General features: G+C 44.0%; 13 protein-coding genes. 7 read left to right on the forward strand and 6 right to left on the reverse strand.

The features are described 5' to 3' along the window. Positions 1-20: 20 nt before the first annotated feature. The 5 genes from L4D76_RS09710 to L4D76_RS09730 form a co-directional block, all read right to left on the reverse strand. Positions 21-3,167, reverse strand: a complete 3,147-nt coding sequence (locus tag L4D76_RS09710) for an efflux RND transporter permease subunit (protein WP_428440705.1) — start codon at positions 3,165-3,167, stop codon at positions 21-23. After that, a complete protein-coding gene (locus L4D76_RS09715; protein WP_428440706.1) occupies positions 3,167-4,480 on the reverse strand; it encodes an efflux RND transporter periplasmic adaptor subunit in 1,314 nt (437 codons plus the stop codon). Before L4D76_RS09715 ends, L4D76_RS09710 begins: the two co-directional genes overlap by 1 nt. Position 4,481: 1 nt before the next feature. Further along, complete coding sequence (locus L4D76_RS09720; protein ID WP_428440707.1) at positions 4,482-5,900, reverse strand: efflux transporter outer membrane subunit; 1,419 nt, start codon at positions 5,898-5,900, stop codon at positions 4,482-4,484. Between the two features lie 290 nt (positions 5,901-6,190). Continuing rightward, positions 6,191-7,495 carry a hypothetical protein gene (locus L4D76_RS09725; RefSeq protein WP_428440708.1) on the reverse strand — a complete coding sequence of 435 codons (1,305 nt, stop codon included), beginning with the start codon at positions 7,493-7,495 and terminating at the stop codon, positions 6,191-6,193. Between the two features lie 262 nt (positions 7,496-7,757). After that, complete coding sequence (locus L4D76_RS09730) at positions 7,758-8,717, reverse strand: hypothetical protein (RefSeq protein ID WP_428440709.1); 960 nt, start codon at positions 8,715-8,717, stop codon at positions 7,758-7,760. A 927-nt stretch (positions 8,718-9,644) separates the two neighbouring features. On the opposite strand from L4D76_RS09730, the gene L4D76_RS09735 reads away from it, so the two are divergent. The 7 genes from L4D76_RS09735 (at position 9,645) to L4D76_RS09765 (ending at position 18,190) form a co-directional block, all read left to right on the forward strand. Further along, the gene (locus L4D76_RS09735) at positions 9,645-9,986 is read left to right on the forward strand and encodes a hypothetical protein (RefSeq protein WP_428440710.1); all 342 of its coding nucleotides are present in this window, start codon (positions 9,645-9,647) and stop codon (positions 9,984-9,986) included. A gap of 40 nt (positions 9,987-10,026) precedes the next feature. Beyond that, the gene (locus L4D76_RS09740) at positions 10,027-11,589 is read left to right on the forward strand and encodes a putative glycoside hydrolase (RefSeq protein ID WP_428440711.1); all 1,563 of its coding nucleotides are present in this window, start codon (positions 10,027-10,029) and stop codon (positions 11,587-11,589) included. A gap of 122 nt (positions 11,590-11,711) precedes the next feature. Beyond that, entirely contained in the window at positions 11,712-13,118 is a 1,407-nt protein-coding gene (locus tag L4D76_RS09745; RefSeq protein WP_428440712.1) for a sulfatase-like hydrolase/transferase, read from the forward strand. Between the two features lie 167 nt (positions 13,119-13,285). Beyond that, positions 13,286-15,037 carry a methyl-accepting chemotaxis protein gene (locus L4D76_RS09750; RefSeq protein ID WP_428440713.1) on the forward strand — a complete coding sequence of 584 codons (1,752 nt, stop codon included), beginning with the start codon at positions 13,286-13,288 and terminating at the stop codon, positions 15,035-15,037. A gap of 626 nt (positions 15,038-15,663) precedes the next feature. Next, positions 15,664-15,837 (forward strand): hypothetical protein, encoded by a 174-nt coding sequence (locus tag L4D76_RS09755; RefSeq protein ID WP_428440714.1) that lies wholly within the window; start codon positions 15,664-15,666, stop codon positions 15,835-15,837. Positions 15,838-15,960: 123 nt separating this feature from the next. Then, positions 15,961-17,259: an alkaline phosphatase gene (locus tag L4D76_RS09760; protein WP_428440715.1), complete on the forward strand. Its 1,299-nt coding sequence runs from the start codon at positions 15,961-15,963 to the stop codon at positions 17,257-17,259. Between the two features lie 97 nt (positions 17,260-17,356). Beyond that, complete coding sequence (locus L4D76_RS09765; RefSeq protein ID WP_428440716.1) at positions 17,357-18,190, forward strand: alpha/beta hydrolase; 834 nt, start codon at positions 17,357-17,359, stop codon at positions 18,188-18,190. A 125-nt stretch (positions 18,191-18,315) separates the two neighbouring features. Here L4D76_RS09765 and L4D76_RS09770 read toward each other — a convergent pair whose 3' ends face one another. Further along, entirely contained in the window at positions 18,316-18,828 is a 513-nt protein-coding gene (locus L4D76_RS09770) for a PadR family transcriptional regulator (protein ID WP_428440717.1), read from the reverse strand. Positions 18,829-18,937 lie beyond the last annotated feature (109 nt).

Here is an 18,937-nt window from a genome sequence, read left to right on the forward strand (position 1 = left end):
AGCTAAACGTCTCTCTTTAGTTACTGGGTTTCTGTGCTTGAAGGCAAGCTTGTTACCGGAGTGGTGTCTGGTGCATCAACTGGGTGATTAAATAGTTCCTTAATATCTTCGAGTGCGGCATACAGACAGGGCAGCAGCACAAGTGTAATGAAGGTGGCGAATAAAATGCCAAAACCCAGAGAAATAGCCATTGGCACCATCATTTGAGCTTGATTCGATGTTTCTAGGATCATCGGCGCCAGCCCCCCGAAGGTTGTCAGTGTGGTCAGGATTATTGGACGGAATCGACGTGAGCTGCCGGTGATAATGGCAGGGATCACGTCCATTCCTTTACTGCGGTTACGATTTACCTCGGTAACCAATAGAAGACTGTCATTAATCACGACACCACTTAATGCGAGTACGCCGAGTAGGCTGACGACACTCAATGTGTAATCGAGGACTGCGTGACCTATTACTGCACCAATTAAACCAAACGGAATGATGGTCATAATGATAAGCGGCTGTGTGTAACTCCGAAATGGAATGGCAAGTAGGCAGTATAGCGCCAGCATGACTAAAGCCCCGTTTGTGGCCAGGCTGGACAAGCTTTCTTTTTGCTCTGCTTGATCGCCAAGAAAACCGATTTCAAGCCCGGGGTAAGCCTGTTCAAGAGTGGGAAACATCTCTTCGCGCAGGGTTTGTGATAGCGTCATCGCTTCGGATGAAGGGGTAACATCGGCACTGACCATAACGCGGCGGCGACCTTCTCGTCGCTGTATAGTTGAAGCCGATTCACTCCGTTCTACGCTGGCGACTTGTGATAGTGGTAAGTACCGATCGCCGACCTTTATGCGCAGTTGTTCCAGATAGTATTCACTTGAGCGTTGACTATCAGGAAGCATGACTTTTATATCGACTTCATCACTACCACGCTGCTGGCGAATGGCTCTCACTCCGTTGAACGCGTCTCGAACCTGTCGAATCAGTGTTCGCTCGTTCAATCCCATACTCTTGCCCGCGGGGAGTAATGATAGCTTGATCTGCTGGCTGCCTGACGCAAAACTATTTTCAATATCTACCACACCCGCATAGTTGGCGAGGCGTTCGCTGAGCTCTTCGCTGGCGTGCTGCAAGAGTTCGTTGTTACGGTGGGTCAGTTCGAGAGTGATACCGGCTACATCAGCCCCTGGCCCTTTTCCGGCGGCGGAGAAGCGTAGAGCAGCAACTTCAGGGATCTCACCTGTATAATTACGCCAAGCCTTCGATACTTCACGAGTACTAAGCGTTCGGGATTCTGCCGGTTGTAAAAAGATCCGTGAAATAATGATGTATTCGCCGTCGCGGCTTCTCATAATCGTCGAGATACCACGGGTGAGATCATTACCGCCATTTTCCTCTATTACTTGCTTGGCGGAGTTCTCCAAGCGATGTCGTACCCGGCTTGCTTCTTCAAGGGAACTACCGAGTGGCAACACTGCGCGGGCGCGAGAAAACTCAGCTTCGATTCGAGGCATTGTGGTAAAACCGAGGTGTCCGCCAGAGACATAGCCGATCGATATCATCAGTATTGCAATGCCCGTTGCAATCACGGTGTAGCGAAGTGCCAGCAAGTGTTTAAGCGCTGGCTGATAAAGGTTCGTGATAAAAAATTTCAGTCCTCTGTCCATACGCACTTGCAGGTAATGAAATGGTCGTACCCAAGCTGGATAACGTTGTTTATCTATATGGGCGAGGTGCGTCGGCAGGATGAACAGTGCCTCTGCCCAAGAGATGAGAAACACGGTTGCAACAACCAGCGGGATGACTTGAAACATCAGCCCGAGCGTGCCGGGCAGGAACCAGATTGGAATAAAGGCAACAATATTGGTCAGGATACTGAAGGAGAGCGGCGTCGCGATGTCTTTGGCTCCTTCAATTGCAGCGTTGGCAAATGACATGCCCTGACTCATTTTTTCGTGAATACTTTCACCCGCAATAATCGCATCGTCAACCACGATACCCAGTGCAATAATAAAGGCGAACATGGATATCATATTGATCGACACGTTCATGGCGGGAAGAAAAAGCAGAGAACCAAGAAAAGCGGTGGGAATGCCCATGGTTACCCAAAAAGCGAGCCTTACATCTAAAAAGAGTGCCAGAACCAGTAACACAAGAAGCAAGCCATAGAATGCGTTCTTAAGTAGCAGGTGCATGCGTTGGTTAAAAATAATGGCATCATCGCTGACGATTTCGAGTGTCATCCCCGGTTGTAATACGGCTTCCATCGCAGGAAGTAACTGATATACCGTATCGGATATTGCGACGGGGGTTTGTTCTCCGACGCGATAAACCATGATGCTGGAAGAGGGTAAACTGTTGTAGTAAAAGTTATTATGCCTATTCGCAAACCCGTCGCGAACGGTAGCAATATCGTCAAGATACAGTTGGCTGCCATTAGCGTTCTGCATCACAACAATGTCAGCAAACTCGCTGGCCCAATTTCGACTTTCATCAATTTGCAATAAAATATCACCGCCAGCGGTCTCAAGTTTACCGCCGGATTGAGTGACTGCATGATTGCTAATACTGCGTGCGACTTGATCGAGAGTGAGATCATACTGTTCAAGCGTGGCACTCTCGACCTGTACTTGAACTTCGTATTTAGGTTGTGCGCCGAGCTCAACCTGCGTCAGATAGGACGATTGTAGCAATATACTACGCAGTTCTGTGCTGGTTTCACGTAGAGCAATGGGATCAACATCGCCATAGATAATCAGCTCCATTGATTCTTCTCTGGTTTCACTGCGAAATATACGTGGCTTTTCAGCGCCATCAGGCAAGTTTGCGCGATTAACGGCACTTTCAATCTCACGCATTACTTGATCAGCGTCGACATTATTAAGCAATTCGGCCGTAATATTGGCACCCGCAGAATTGGCCCATGAATGGATCTCTTTTATGCCTTCAATACCGCTAATGGCATTTTCAACGGGCAGGGCAACACCTTGTTCCATCTCGGTGGGGGTCGAGCCGGGGTAATAGACCCAGATCTTGATAGTGTTGTGTTGGTAGTTTGGATAGACCTCTTTTTTTATGCTCCACGCCATCAGCAGGCCGCCAATAACGAAAAATAACATCAGCAGGTTAGGCGTAACACGGTTGTGTGTCATCCAGGCTATTGCACCTTTGCGCTGTTCACTCATCAGCCTTGCTCCTTGCTGGCTTTTAACTCGGCATTGGGCTCAGTCGTCATAGCAATGTCATCTACCGTGTTGGTTTTCGTTGCATGTTGGCTTTGGCTGCGTAATTTCAGGTCAATCCCCGCGATAGCGCCGGGAAGTGGCGTGGTGACGATTTGTTCACCTGGCATGATGCCGCTATCGATGAGCACATTGTCACGGCCCCGGTAAATGAGTGAGACATTGCGCGCTTCGAGTTGTGCGTCTTTATTCATTACCCAAACAAAACGATCTTGATGAAGATGGCGTCTTGGTAAACTAATTACGTTTTCTATCGGTTGTGCGTCAATTGTTGCTTCGAGAAAGGCATTAAGTAGTACGCTTGGTTTACCATGATTTTGTGGTAACAGGGCAAGAGGGTCTTCAATTTCGACCAGGACGGAGGCGGTTTTTACTCGGGTATCTAGCTCTGGTAATAGGCTGATCACACAGCCATTGCGGTACTGCCCTGCAGGCCACTCGTTCGGGTTGCGGATCGTCACTTTTGAGCCGCTGCAACCGATTGTGTTGTTGCGCTGTTCGAGTGCTGATGGGATCTTCAGCCAATGAAGGTGTTGTGATGGAATACTGACTTCTAACCAAAAAGTATCAGTCGCGACAATATCGAGCAAGCTGGTGTTATCACGGACCATGCTGCCTTCGTCTACATCCCGTCGAAGGATCTGACCATCAAACGGTGCAGTTATGCGGGTGCGTTCATAATTGATTTTCGCTTTGCTCAGGCCTGCTTCACTGCGGCTGATATCTGCTTCTATCTGGGCAAGCTGAGGTTGACGAAGAACAAGTGTTAAATCCTCCTCAGACAAACTTTGCCCTGAGAGGCGATATTCCAATTCAGCGGCACGTTGGCGGCCAATTTCTGCGCTATAGAGTGCCTGGTAACGTGCCAGCGTCGCTTTGGATTCTTCGATTGCAAGTTGATGATCTCGAGCATCGATCTGAATCAATTCTTCACCTTTAGTCACAAAACCACCAGGAAGAAAGTGTGGCGGCAGTTTTGTGATCACCCCCTTAAGCTGGGACCGAAGATTCACTTTACGCTTTGCTTTGACTTCGCCGTGGGCAATGATTTGCGGTGATTCAGTGATCCATTCAGCCTGTGTAACTTCAACCAACCGGGCGGGAGGGTTGGCGACAGGGGCTCGCCGTTTAGGTTTGCTGTCTAAAAAGCTGAGGGTTGCCATAGTACCACTAGCTAACACCAAGCAGGGAAGCACTATTTTGATCAGGCTGATAATCGGTTTTAATCGTCGATGAGCTGGATTATACGCGGTCATATTATGACGGTTCCCTGTCGTTTAACATGAGATCTCCGAGGCTAGAAATGGTGAGTAAGCCACCACCTGTTGCTTGGTAGACAGCAATACGACGACTATAAAGCTGCCGATGGCTGGTGAGTTTTCGTTGTTGTAATGTAAATAATTTTTCCTGAGCATTGAGTACGTCGAGATAGCCTTGGGTGCCTTGCGAGTAGCGCACTAACTCGACTTCTAAGATGTGCCTTGCCTGTTGTACCTGGCGCTTTAAACTGTCCAGTTGTTCTTGCTGGCTTAACTCTTCAAGAATGCCAGTTTCAACTTCTTTAATGGCCGCTAATACGCCTTGGGTATAGTCGTAGAATGCTTCATCTGCATCGGCCTTTGCGCGTTTTTCTAGCGACTGCAGACGACCCCCCTGGAAAATAGGCACGCTGAGCTGCGCGCCGAGATCAAGTCGCCATAATTCAAAGATATCGCTCCAGCTCTCTGCATTTGAACTGCTTTTTGCCGTAAGCACTATATTGGGCAATTGTGCCGCTTGTGCTGAGGCGATCTGATGAAGCTTTGACTGATATTGATACCAGAAAGCACGGACATCAGGGCGGCGTTCGAGTAATTGTGCGGGTACGCCAGCATCAGGTAGTGGGGGGAAATAGGGCAAAGAGGTATATTGCCAGTTAATGGGTGCCGATGATGTACGGCCAAGTAAGACGTTAAGTTGCTTCTCAAAGATCTGTTGCTGTTTGATCGCTTTTTGGTGACTTGCCTGCAGGCTTTCTATCATCTGTTCTTGACGCCAAAGCGCACTGATGCTGCCTTGCCCGGTACGGTAACGGTGTAGCGTGATTTCAGCAATGGTGCGGGTATTGTCGAGTTGCTGGGTTAGAATAACCAATGATTGTTCTTGTTCGATGAGTTCAAACCAGATACGTGCAATGTTGCCGGCTAAGGCGAGCCCTGCCGCTTGCAATCGTTCTTCGCTGGCGAGCAGGTTGTACTCTGCAGCTTCGGCTTCGTAGCGGTTTTTCCCCCAGATGTCGAATTCCCATCGCGCTTTTAGTCCGGCTTCGACATCGGTGAAGCTTCGTACCTCTTGATTTTCCGTAAAACGCCCTTTCTGATAGTCATTATCAAGTGTGGCATTGAGTTCCGGGTAACGTTTTGCAGTATCGATCCCTGCTTGTGCGGCTGCGCGGTACATTCTTGCCTGAGCTGATTTAAGGGTAAAATTATCACTGAGCGCTTCCGCAATCAGCATATTGAGTTGTGGATCGTTGAACTCTTGCCACCAGTGGTTGGAATGCGTGTGAGAACCTGAAACTGAAAACTGCTCTGCGACATCAGGCTTGACGGGTTCGGTGAGTTGCACGCAACCAGTTAGTAGAATAGCGCTAATAGAGGCGAATAACCGACATGAGTAATGTAGCCAGTGTGGCATTTTTTACCTTTCCTGAAAGGGGATGAAAATTGAAGGCACTGATTAATTGTGTTTTTTCATCATTTAGAATTATATACAAGTCAATATAAACGTTTCGACAGGTGTTGCATGGAATATACCTAAAATAGTTATGCCGTTCAACATGGGATTTTGCACAACTTTAACGTTGCAATAAGCTTTTGGTAGAAACTGTGAATCAGGCCGGTTTTCAAGCCACTTATTAAGTAACGCCAGCCCCATAGCGAATGGAGCTGGCGAATTAGGTTGGCTTAAAAAGGAGTGAGCATGATTTACAGCTTTTGAGCTGGTTTAGACTCGAAGTAATTATTATTCTTGTTGAAGAACTCCATGCCTAAGTGTTCCGGAAGCGCAGCGAGACCAAACAGGAAGGTAGAAAAATCCACCCCTTCAGCAGCATTTGCTCGCCACTCTGGGGAGTCATAACTATAACGCCACAGAATTTCATAACCACCTTGCAACTCGTAACGGGCATTAATGCTGTTGTCACGATAGGTTGCAATTAAATTGCTTTTAGCGCGTTCAGAATAGGGGATGAAACCGGCCATAATATGGGGAGAAACCATCATATTTATGTTGAACTGTCGTTCACCGTCAAAGTGAAAGCGGTCTACACAGTAACCATTAGGACAAGCACCCGCACCACTGCCCCATTCATATTCTTCAAGACCGTCAATATCCTGCTCTCGCCACCAAGTGTAATCGACTGTAGCGGCATTAACTGACGCCGCTTGATATTCTTCAGAGCTTGAATAGTCGTGAATCAGATAGTTATTGAACAGGAAGTTAAACTGAGAGGTAAACCATTTCTTGCCCTCTGACAGCATAGGGATACCATCGTAGTCGGCGATTGGTAAGTTTTCAGTCGTGGCATACCATTTGTCCCAGAAAGCGACTGGCGCTGAATTTTTTCCGGGACCAAAATCCAGAGCTTGCTGTTTCGCAATAGAGGCAACCAGCATATATTCATTATAAGTTTTGGTTGCATATTCTTTAAAGCTGCCATCGTGGTTCTGGGCGAGGTAAATCAGCCCTTTATCGACATTAGCGATATAGTCAGTTAAATCGGTTTTGCGGTAAAGTTCGTCTGCCAAAGCAGCAATTTCTTTGTTATCGCTGAAGTAGCGTTTGGCAAAAAGAGCGCCGCTCAACATAATGGCACTGTCTATAGGACTCCAGTCATCGCCGACCGCTTCACCTGTTTGAGTATTGTAGAAATGGATATACGTATTTGTTTTGTTTTGAGGGACACTGATCTTCGGATCTTTACCGGCCAACATCCTAAGAGTTTGCAAAGTCATTTGCTCTGCTTCAGGTTCCCAGCCGTTTTTATGACCAATTGTTAGTGCGATTAGCCCCATACCTGAGTTTGCAATAGAGCCAACGTAACTGCGCTCCCCATTAAAGAATAACTTATCCTCATAAGAGCCATTTTCATTACGAGCTTGCTGCCAATACGCATAGCTACCACGGTATAACGTTTGAATAACCTCTTCGTCACTTTTTGTTGCCTGGGCTGCAGTTGCTAACGGGAAAAGAGCTGCTCCCAAGAGCAAAGATGCTATTGTTTTTTTCATGAAAATTCCTTTATACACAGCTAGTTATTCGGTTCTTGACACCAAACACATAAGAAAACATTTAAGTTATTAGATGACTAGGGCGATCGCTTACCTATACTAATTATCAACTCAATATAAACGTTTCTACAGAATATACAATAGTCTCTGCAGCATTGAGTAAGTCCAGGTAATAGGAATGGATGTAAGATCAAAAAAACACAAAAAAAGCACCACAGGCATAAACCTATGGTGCTGAGATAGAACCAGGAATAGAAAGATCTTAGAAACCAAGGCTCACACCAAGCTTAGCAGTAATGCCTTCTTTATCTTCACCATAGTATAAGCCAGCCTCGTGAAACTTGACCATTTCATAGCCTACGTTAGCCACAACCTTGACATACTTGTTGAAAGGATAGTTGTTGTTAAAGTTGATTTTGACAGTCTCAGTCCCGGCTAATAATTTGTTCGATTCATTGTAGTTATATGGCACACTCAGCTCGGAAACAATCCCTTTCCAGTGCTTTAATCGAACTGACGGTTTAATAGCAAAGGCACGTCTGCGCTGAAGAGGGTCTGAGTTATCAACATTGCCGTTACGAGTAAGTTCCAGGCCAAAGTTAGCGCGTGAGTTATATCGGTATGTGTAATTGGCTTTCATTTCGAAGGTATCAAACTCTTTTTCTCTGGTTTGCGTTGCACCTAAGTATGTTTCAACTTTATTCCTAGAATAGGTAAAAGTGGTGCTCAGATAATTCTTACCGTAAGTAAACTGCGCGCCAGGTCTGAATTTTAGCTCTGTTGTCGTACCATTATCTGGTCGAGACTGATGCATATAAACAGGTTCGGCAAAAAAGCTGAATCTATGGTTTACCCACTGCTCATAACGAGGTGCAATCGTATAGTTAGTACGTGTAGCAGATGTATTTTGCAGGTTACCTGTTGTAGCCCTGGATTGGCTTAGGACATAACGAAGACGGAAATTGGGATGAATCCTGGTAGAGCCATCAGCCACAATATATTTAATATTTTCCGAAGCTGGCCTGGTATCTGAAACGCCTTCAGCATACTCCATACCCGTGAAAAAGGACGTACGTTTAGGTACCTTGAACGATGGTAAATCTTCTTTACTTTGAACCTGGATTGTATCGACGTCATCATCCATAACAAGTATATCAGCGGTTGCGACAGTACTTGTCGAGAGGACAAGAGATCCAAGGATAACAGGTAATAATTTATTCATACTAATTCCGTCTATTTTTTCTACTGTAGGGACCAATAGGGGCCAAACACAATTCCGCATTACCGTTAGTTTTCTCATCAATGCCGTCACATCACACTACGTCCTTCAAGTAATGATGCTATTAAAACAAAATACTTGTATCTCCTGGTAGAGATGACCTCATTGCATAAAACGAAAAGTAACAGTCCAATATGATTACTCGATTTTCAAAATCAGGATAAACGTTTCGACTGGGGTGTTCAATCCGCAATATTTATAGTGTAAACCATTGTAAAGCGCTCCAGGCAGCGTGGTCTCTGGGTTTGCGAGCAAAAATGTACTTCAATGGAATTTACATTTATATGAACCACATCACATCTATACACACTCATTCGTTAAAGTATGCCATTTTGTTTAGTAATTGACCGTTATTATGTTGCGGCGGCATGAAGTGATGTAAGTCTATGAAATTAAACGCATACTAGTGTGGGGAGAAAGTAGATTTATTGCCCATCACTAGGTAAAGAACTGAAAAATATAAAAAAGAGAGAGTTCTTAGAGCTCTTTGCAGGCCAAAGAATCAGGCTGGCTGGCAGTAATGCTTGATTATAAATATTGCGTTCCAGGGCTGCGCATAATTGGGGTACGGTATGTATTCCATTCATTATCGCGTTAGTAGATACAAACTGGTGACCAGAGCGTGATGTCATGGCAAGTCCCTATACCAGTAAGCGATTCCTTTATGGGTTACTAGTGTATTCATCCAATTTGGTGATGTTTAGCGAAGTGTTATAACGTACATTTTCTGATTTATGTCACAGACTTTAACAAAATACCTTTGTTGGCCAAGGTTTGGTTGCACGCCATATTGAATAGGTTTAATAACTGCGCTATTGTTTCCGTCAATAGAAACGTTTCAATTGCTAGATTGATAAAGGGACATACAACGTGAAGAAACTACTGATAACGCTTACTGCAGTATTTGGTCTATTAGGCTCAATGTCAGCCTTTGCCGCAGCTGAACTTAACGCTGCAGATATAAAGCGTATTGATAAAGAAGTCACCTCGATGGTTGAGTTTTTGAATCTTAGCGATTCGGAAGGACAAACAATTATTGAATTGAAAAAGGGACTCACCCTAAACAATAGAGAAGCGGTATCTAAGTTCGGTCGTGGTTCCGCTGAGTTTAAGAAAGCAAGAAAACAGATAATGAAAGCCTATCAAGCAAAATTATACAAAATAGTTACTAGAGAAGAATTGAAAGGCTGGCAAAAAGCTAAGCGTGGCTAGTAATTATATCTATAGAAAGTTTTTAAGGGAGTTTATTCTGATGAACATTAATAAAAAGTACTTGGCGCTTCTAATCACAGCTGTACTCGGCCTGTCTGGTTGCGTTGAGGATGCTCCGAATACGGGCGGCGAAGGCAATACCGGTAATCCTACTCAGCCAACAAACCCAACAGACCCAACAGATCCTACGAACCCAACAGATCCAACGGACCCGACAGATCCTACGGACCCGACAGATCCTACGGACCCGACAGATCCAACGGACCCACCAACAGATCCTTGTGAAGGCAATACCGACCCTTCTGCAGATGTTGTTCTGTACGGTACGTGTTCAGATGATTCCTTCATTCTAGAGGCAAAAGACGTGAGTGGTCATGCGCAAATCACTGATAATAGTGGTATTAGCCTTGATAATATTCAGGTATCCGGTGACTTTGAGAACAAAAGTGCGCTAACCGTTGCTGCAACAAACAGTGATAACACCGAACTTTTGATGACCACCACTTCTGCTCCGGATCTCTCTCTGTCAGAAGATGAAGGCAAAGGCATCTTGCAATTTAGCGTGAAAGTAAATAGCTATGAAAAGCTATCTGATGCAGACGCTCCAAATCCTGTAACCGTAACGTTACAGTCAAAGAATGGCGAAATCGCGACAGTTGATATCACCAGTGCAATGGCTGCATATCTTGGTGCCAAGGATGCTCCGGATGCCAATGAAAGTCAGCTAGTTAAAATTCCTCTATCTTGCTTTAAATCGGATACAGACCCCGCCGCTGATGTTGATTTTACCGAAATTGAGCAACCATTTTCGTTGCAGATGACATCAGATATTAACTATGACATCAGCGAGATCCAGTTTAAGGGTACTGCTGGCGGCGATAAGCCTGGCATTAATTTAGTGATGGAATGTGACCCGTCGGGTAAGAAGGACGTTGTGACTACTGTTGAGTCTATCGTTAACCAGGCTATTACGGCTACTACGGATCCTCTTACAGGTGACATACTTACAGCAGCAGAAACTGGTTGGGGTCCTCATAAGAACTCAGGAGGCTCTAAAATATTTTTGGAGGCCCCTGATTCGTTACCAGAACTTAAGGATAACGGGATTATTTTCACTGGCATTTTATCATCAGCACCTGCAGGTGGTAAAACTTACTTACCGTTTCTCATGAAAGCGACGGATACTGTGAAAGATTTTAGCCAATATATGGAACACGGTGAGCTTCAGTTCTATCTATATATTGAAACCGATAGTGTTATGGACCACCCGACAGACAACTTGATGGTGAAAATAGATACGCCAACTAAGAAAGATAAAGAGGCTCCTGGCAACTATCCTTACCCGACTTCGCAACTGGTTACCATGGCACGTGCTGATTATCCCGTTGGTGAGTTTCATAAAGTAAGACTCCCACTGAGAGATTTTTTCACCAACAAGCTAGATGGTAGTATTGATATTAACGCGCTGCAGGTTGTCAAAAAAATAACTTTCTTCCCTGAAATTGTTGATGACAGTGAATTTACACCTGCAGGCATGCAGTACTATGTCGCTGATGTAAAACTGGTTATGAATCCAACGCCTGAAGCACCTGCATCAGAATAACATCATAAAACCTCTAGCCCCCCTAAAGCCAATCTACCTCGGTGATTGGCTTTAGGGATTACATATAAAGTATTAATTCTTCTAGGACTAGTATGACTTTACCATCCTTTAAAAAGTGTACAATGGCAACTGCATTCACAGCCGCTATTGTCGCAGCTCAGCCGGTCCTCGCCGACTCGGCAAAATTTCCTATGGTAGACGGGCATCGTGCACCCAACGTGGTAGTTCTTTTTGCCGATGACTTGGGTTACGCCGATGCAGGCTTTCAAAATCTCAGCAAAGATGTCGTTACACCAAATCTGGATCAGTTAGCTCAAGCGGGTGCAATTTTAACCACGGGTTATGTCTCAGCACCGGTATGTGGTCCTTCACGTGCAGGTATGCTGACCGGTCGCTACCAAGAGCGCTTTGGCTACCACGGCAATACGGCACCCTATGTACTGGAAGAAGGAATTGTACAAGGTCTTCCTTTAGACATCCCTACGATTGGTAACCGTTTTCAAGATGCTGGCTACACAACAGGTATGATCGGCAAATATCACGATGGTGATCCGAAGGAATACTGGCCTCACAATCGCGGTTTTGATGAGTTCTACGGTTTTAACAATGGTGCTGCCAACTACTTTGTCGGACCAATAAACCTTAAAAACGCAGAAGAGAAACCTAACTCTTCTATTTATCGAAACGATAAGTTGGTTGAACCTTTTGATGATTACCTAACCGACAAGTTTGGCTCTGAAGCGGTTAACTTTATTGAAAGCCATAAAGATGATCCTTTCTTCCTTTATGTTCCATTCAACGCTATTCATGGCCCTTTGCAAGCTATTGAGAAAGATCTGGCGCGCTTTGATCATATTAAAGATAAGAAGCGTCGTACGTCTTTGGCTATGAACTACAATATGGACAAAAATATTGGCCATATCTTAGACAAGCTAAAAGAACACAAGTTGATGGAAGATACCATTATCATCTTCTTGTCTGATAATGGTGGCAAGCCTAAAGGCAATGCCTCATATAACAAGCCACTGCGCGGTCAGAAAAATACCTTGTGGGACGGTGGTATCCGTATTCCGTTCACTGTGACGTGGAAAGGTAAAATTCCTGCCGGACAACATATCGACGATCCTGTCATCTCTCTTGATATCCTGCCAACGGTTCTGAAGGCTGCTGGTGCAGATATTAAGGACTGGGACATGAACGGGGTAGATATCATGCCGCGATTAACCGGTAAAGTTGATCAGTTAGATAACCGTTTCATGTATTGGGACGTGTCAACTAAAGCTGCTATTCGCGATAATGACTGGAAACTGGTCATGCCAAACATTACGGCTAAAAAGCCACAGGTTCAGTTATTTAAAATCAGTGAAGACATCAGCGAGTCGAATGATTTGGTCAAGAAACATCCTGAACAAGTCGAACGCCTGATGCAGGAATTTAAGAATTGGCAATCTCAGAATGAACCTGCGAAATGGGGATGGAACAAGAAGAAATTCCCTTATGTTACCGAAGGCTTTCGGGGTAAAAAGTAATACTTACACTTAATGTATTATAAATACCAGAGGAAGGACTCTCTGGTATTTATTCTTTAGACAATTAAATAGTTTAAATGATTCCTTTCATCTATAACTTCCTAGTTTGAATTGATCACAATGATATTATAAATATTTTCACATGTTCAGATTTTTTTGGGTGAATTATGAATAGATTAACTTTCAAAGTTAAGATTTTCGCGATATTTTTTTCCGTTATATTAGTTACTCTTGCCGCCTCATACTTTAGTGTGAATCATTATGTAAGTAGTTATATTTATAAAACTGACACAGATAATGTCAATAAAGATATAGATTTTATTACAACCAAAATAACGGATGAACTTAATTATAAAATATCGCTTGCAGAATCACTGAATTCATTAATGTTTACCTTGGTTCAAATTAGAGATATTTCTGCTGATTACGGTTTCACCAACGCCGTGAAAGTTATCGGCGATCGTGTTTTTACTGCTGATGGTTTGATGGAAGATGAAGGTGTTGCACAGCAGTACATCGATATAATGAACAAAAGCAATGGTGATGTAATTGTAAGTGACGTTTTTATGGAAGACGACATACCGATGGTTTACATTACTGTCAATCGTAGTGAAAATATTGCCGATATCTTTTATTTAGACGTTGAAGATATTGTTTACTACCTCGATGATCTTGCTTTTGATGGCATGTTCATACAGCTGGAAGATGGCGCAGAGACTGTTCTTTTTTCAAATCAAATGGCTTCTGACACACCCGTAGTGCGAATACCGATCGACCTTAAAGGTAAACAATGGTTCGTGACCGGATTTATGGATAAGGCATATGCGGAATATAATACCAAAGAATTGAATAATGCGATTACTATTGCTCTGGTCATTGCCGCAATAGTTATAACCCCTTTATGTCTATTTATATTAGTCTTAGCCTATAAACCCGTTATATCACTTCGAAATTTGATTTTAGAGTTAGCGAAAGGAAATGGTGACTTGACTCAACGCTTGGAAGTCAAGAATGAAGATGATTTTGGTAAAATATCTGATGGTATAAACCGCTTTATCATCAGCCTGCAGGCAATGATGTTTGAAATTTCAGAATCGACTGAAACGATTGGCAAGAGAATCATTCAATTAAATCAGCAGACAGATTCAAATCAATCGCTTTTAGTATCACATGCGCATGAAACAGAACAAATTGTTTCGGCTATAACTGAAATGAGTTCCAGCGCTAATTCCGTGACACAAAGTGCAGTCGAAGCGGCAAAGTTAACCCACAGTGCTGATATCGACGCACAAGAGTCCCGTCAAGTTGTTCAAAATGCTGTAGACAGTGTTTCAGCGCTTGTCGATCGAGTTGAACTCATGGCCCAATCGACTGCTTCAATGAGCCTGGATGTTGATAAAGTCGCAGTTATTCTTAGTGTTATCAGTGATATATCAAATCAGACAAATTTGTTGGCGCTAAATGCAGCCATCGAAGCAGCCCGCGCCGGCGAGCAAGGCCGAGGCTTTGCTGTTGTGGCAGATGAAGTTAGATCCCTTGCTGCCAGAACACAAAATAGTACCGAAGAAATTACCGAAATGTTAGAACGGCTAAAAAACGGTACGAAAAATATGGTCGAATCCATGGAAGAAACAAAAGAAAGTTGCCAATCGGCTGCGAGCAATACCGGTTTGGTGACGTCTTCGCTGGATGTCATGGTACAAAAAATTGTCAAAGTTGGTGAACTTAATGATCATATTGCCACAGCGGCGCAAGAGCAAAATACAGTAACCGATGAGATCACACGCAATATTCTGACCATTCAAACTATGATCGAAGAATTAAAAGCGAATGGAAATTCAACGACAGAAAGTACACAGCAATTAAATGCCAGTAATCACCAACTGGAATCGTTGGTCGGTCAATTTCGATTAAGCTGAGGTACTGTCAAGATATCAAGCCCAGAGCTGTATATTTGAGCCACCAGTATGGCATCACAGAAGTTTTAACGAGTTCAGTCACCAAACATCGTCATTCCGTAAAGTGAGGAACGAACTTATACGGAATCTAAGGAACACGCGGTGAGAGCTGGATCCCGGATATCTCGTACCTCGATTCCGGGATGACGTATTTAGGTGATTCAACTTTTCATAATTTATGTGAAAGAGTACTAGTATGGCATCGCAGAAGTTTTAACGAGTTCAGTCACCAAACATCGTCATTCCGTAAAGTGAGGAACGAACTTATACGGAATCTAAGGAACACGCGGTGAGAGCTGGATCCCGGATATCTCGTACCTCGATTCCGGGATGACGTATTTAGGTGATTCAACTTTTTATAATTTATGTGAAAGGGTACTAGTATGGCATCGCAGAAGTTTTGACGAGTTCAGTCACCAAACATCGTCATTCCGTAAAGTGAGGAACGAACTTATACGGAATCTAAGGAACACGCGGTGAGAGCTGGATCCCGGATATCTCGTACCTCGATTCCGGGATGACGTGTCTAGGTGTTTCAACTATTCATAAGTTAAGTGAAAGAGTACTAGCAATTATGGAGTGATGTAATGTGTAAAATAAAAACGTTAGTAGCACCAACACCTGAAGTGTTGCTAGCTTTTTTACAAAACAGACTCGAGTGCGAATATTATATTTATTGCCAATTCAGTGCGGATTTATCTCCAGGTAAGGGGATGCTCAGAGAAGCAATTGGTATTGAATTCCAGCCTGCAGATTCTTAATTTTAAACTTACTGGCTATGATCGCAAGCCGTTGATTTATTGTGTTGCTGGCTTTTATTGAGTTGAGAGCCAAAGTTCGGTTATTGCATACAGTTATAATGAAATAAACTAGGAAAACTAAAGATGAAAAAACTTACAGTAGCCCTTTTGCTATCGTTAGGGGCAGCAGGTATAGCACAGGCTGAGACCGCGCCAAAAAATATTATTATGGTTGTCGGTGATGGCATGGGACCAGCCCACACTGCAGCCTACCGCTATTTCAAAGACGATCCGGCAACCGTAGAGATTGAACAAACTGTATTTGACCGTCATTTCGTTGGCCGCGCCAGCACGTATCCGGCCCGTACTCAGGGGCTCGTAACGGATAGTGCTGCATCGGGCACTGCATTAGCTACCGGCTATAAGACTTACAATGGTGCTATCGGGTTAGACAACGATAAAAACCCAGTACAAAGCGTATTGGAGTATGCTAAGTCCATTGGCAAGTCAACGGGCCTTGTCGTGACATCACAGATCAATCATGCGACACCAGCCAGCTACGTTGCTCATGTAAAGAAGCGTAAAATGTATAACGAAATTGCAGATAGCTACTTCGACGACAAAATCAACGGTGAATTTAAAGTCGATCTGATGCTCGGCGGTGGTTGGAAATACTTCATTCGTAAAGACCGAGACATCGCCCAGGAATTTAAGGACGCCGGGTATCAGTATATTGACAGCTACGATCAGCTGTCTCAGATCAATAAGGATCAAGTCCTAGGTCTTTTCGCCAATGACGGACTACCGGCAGCCCTGGATGACAAGCAGCCAGAGCGATTAAAAACCATGGTTACTGCCGCCGTTGATCGTTTGGAGCGTAACGAAAAAGGATATTTCTTGTTAATTGAAGCCTCTCAGATCGATTGGGCGAGTCATGCCAATGATGTTGCTTCTGCGATGGCTGAAATGGATGACTTAAATAGTACCGTAGAGTGGCTTGAAGGGTATGTGGCGAACAATTCCGATACGTTAGTTGTAGTGACTGCTGATCATAATACCGGTGGTATGACAATGGGGGCAAAAGGAGGTGGTTACCGTTGGGAACCGCAATACCTTCGTAATCTGTCAGCGTCGACCAAAACCATAGCTAATCAACAAATTAAGAATGGCTATGACCCTGAGGAAATTAACAAACAGCTCGGTTTTGAATTAAACAAAGATGAAATCAGTTTGGTGAAAAAAGCGCATGCTAAGGATAAAAAGCAGCTCTTTAAAGCGCTCAAGAGCGTTATTGACAAACGCACCAATACTGGCTGGACGACAAGTGGCCATACTGGTATCGATGTTCCTGTTTTTGCCTTTGGTGCAGGCAAAGATAAATATGCGGGGCAAATTGACAATACCGATATTGCTAAGAACATTTTCAAGCAATTAGGAAAATAACCCGGATTACAAAACGGTAATTTGATGAATATGGCATATGTGCTGTTAATGGTGCATGTGCCTTTTCTATATAACCCAGTAATATATTGGTATGCACATGAAAAATATTCCTTTTTTGATTGTCCTTTTTTTTCTTTTCCCGCTCGCGGTTTCCGCAAAAATATTGCCAGATCAAACGATCACCTACAAAACCATAAATGACGACTCTCTGAAACTTCATGTATTCAACCCACCGGATCACAAAGTGTCTGAGCGTAAACCTGCCATCGTTTTTTTCTTTGGAGGTGGGTGGACTGGCGGCAAGCCTGCACAATTCTACAAACAAAGCGAATATCTAGCCTCGCGGGGAATGGTCGCTATTTCTGCTGAATACCGAATAAAAAACAAGCATAACACTTCACCTAAGGAAGCAGTGACGGATGGGAAATCAGCTATTCGTTGGGTGCGATTGCACGCAGACGAGTTGGGTATTGATCCGAAAAAGATAGCCGCAGGCGGTGGTTCGGCTGGTGGTCATGTGGCCGCTGCTACAGCGACACTTAAGCGTTTTGATGAAGAGGGAGAGGATGCCTCAATCAGTTCTCGTCCGAACGCATTAGTCCTATTCAATCCTGTTTTCGATAATGGTCCGGGAGGCTATGGTTATGACCGCGTCAAGGAGTATTGGGAGGAATTCTCGCCAATGCACAATATTGGGACGGATACACCTCCGACTATTGTGTTCCTTGGCTCCAAGGACAAGCTGATCCCTGTTGCTACTGCAGAGGAGTATAAGAAAAGAATGGAAGTAAAGGGCATGCGTTGCGATTTGCATATATACAAAGACCAATCACATGGCTTTTTTAACAGAGCAAAGTATAACGAGACAGTACGTGAGGCGGATAAGTTTTTAGTTTCGCTAGGCTATCTGAAAGGCCAACCAACGTTATAAAGTAAAATAGACACGCAACGATTGGTTGATTGCTGCGTTACTATGAGCGGGATTTCTCCCGCTCTTCATTCATCAAGATTGCTCACCATTTTTCAACCACAAATTTAAACATCATCTTTCTATTTCTAAGCTGCTATTTGCTTAGCGTTCTGAGCTAGATGCTTTAGGACGTCCGCACAATAATCCAGCTCGGCGGTATGGTGATAAATCTCGCGGGACATGGATAGATACTCGACAGGGCAATCTTCTCTTATCATTTTTGTTTTAATCAATAGAATCTGTTCTTTAAGCTGTTCTGTGAGAGTTTCAAAATATTTTTTGTTGCCAGAATTAATCATAACCGTGCGGATACTGTGCGCCGGAGAAATGACTGGAGTTGTGTTTTTTGCAGCGTCTTCAATAGCAGCTCGACCAGCAGCCGTGATTGAATACGGTTTACGGTTTGGCTTGCTTACTTGCCGGACGGTTGTGAACGTAACCAGCCCCAAATTATCAAGCTTTATCAGTTCACGATATATTTGTTGATGAGATGAACGCCATACGTGGCTTTTTGACATAGCCTGAGTTAATTCATAGCCCGTTGCGTTTCCATTCAGCAGCGAAAATAAAATGTGCATCGCTAGATTATTTAACTTCATTTTGCTCTCCTTTTATCAACTTTGTGTCGGTGTTAACAAGGTAAACAAGGAGCCATCCTCCAGGTTTCTTCGTTAACTTATTTACTTGACTCTGTTAGCTAGTGATAGG

Origin of the sequence: Photobacterium sagamiensis (assembly GCF_050337085.1) — a bacterium.
GTDB classification, from domain to species: Bacteria; Pseudomonadota; Gammaproteobacteria; order Enterobacterales; family Vibrionaceae; genus Photobacterium; species Photobacterium sagamiensis.

Excerpts from the sequence above, each read along its gene's own strand:
- L4D76_RS09710 (WP_428440705.1), bottom strand. The coding sequence starts at position 3,167 with ATGAGTGAACAGCGCAAAGGTGCAATAGCCTGGATGACACACAACCGT.
- L4D76_RS09715 (WP_428440706.1), bottom strand. The coding sequence starts at position 4,480 with ATGACCGCGTATAATCCAGCTCATCGACGATTAAAACCGATTATCAGC.
- L4D76_RS09720 (WP_428440707.1), bottom strand. The coding sequence starts at position 5,900 with ATGCCACACTGGCTACATTACTCATGTCGGTTATTCGCCTCTATTAGC.
- L4D76_RS09725 (WP_428440708.1), bottom strand. The coding sequence starts at position 7,495 with ATGAAAAAAACAATAGCATCTTTGCTCTTGGGAGCAGCTCTTTTCCCG.
- L4D76_RS09730 (WP_428440709.1), bottom strand. The coding sequence starts at position 8,717 with ATGAATAAATTATTACCTGTTATCCTTGGATCTCTTGTCCTCTCGACA.
- L4D76_RS09740 (WP_428440711.1), top strand. The coding sequence starts at position 10,027 with ATGAACATTAATAAAAAGTACTTGGCGCTTCTAATCACAGCTGTACTC.
- L4D76_RS09745 (WP_428440712.1), top strand. The coding sequence starts at position 11,712 with ATGGCAACTGCATTCACAGCCGCTATTGTCGCAGCTCAGCCGGTCCTC.
- L4D76_RS09750 (WP_428440713.1), top strand. The coding sequence starts at position 13,286 with ATGAATAGATTAACTTTCAAAGTTAAGATTTTCGCGATATTTTTTTCC.
- L4D76_RS09755 (WP_428440714.1), top strand. The coding sequence starts at position 15,664 with ATGTGTAAAATAAAAACGTTAGTAGCACCAACACCTGAAGTGTTGCTA.
- L4D76_RS09760 (WP_428440715.1), top strand. The coding sequence starts at position 15,961 with ATGAAAAAACTTACAGTAGCCCTTTTGCTATCGTTAGGGGCAGCAGGT.
- L4D76_RS09765 (WP_428440716.1), top strand. The coding sequence starts at position 17,357 with ATGAAAAATATTCCTTTTTTGATTGTCCTTTTTTTTCTTTTCCCGCTC.
- L4D76_RS09770 (WP_428440717.1), bottom strand. The coding sequence starts at position 18,828 with ATGAAGTTAAATAATCTAGCGATGCACATTTTATTTTCGCTGCTGAAT.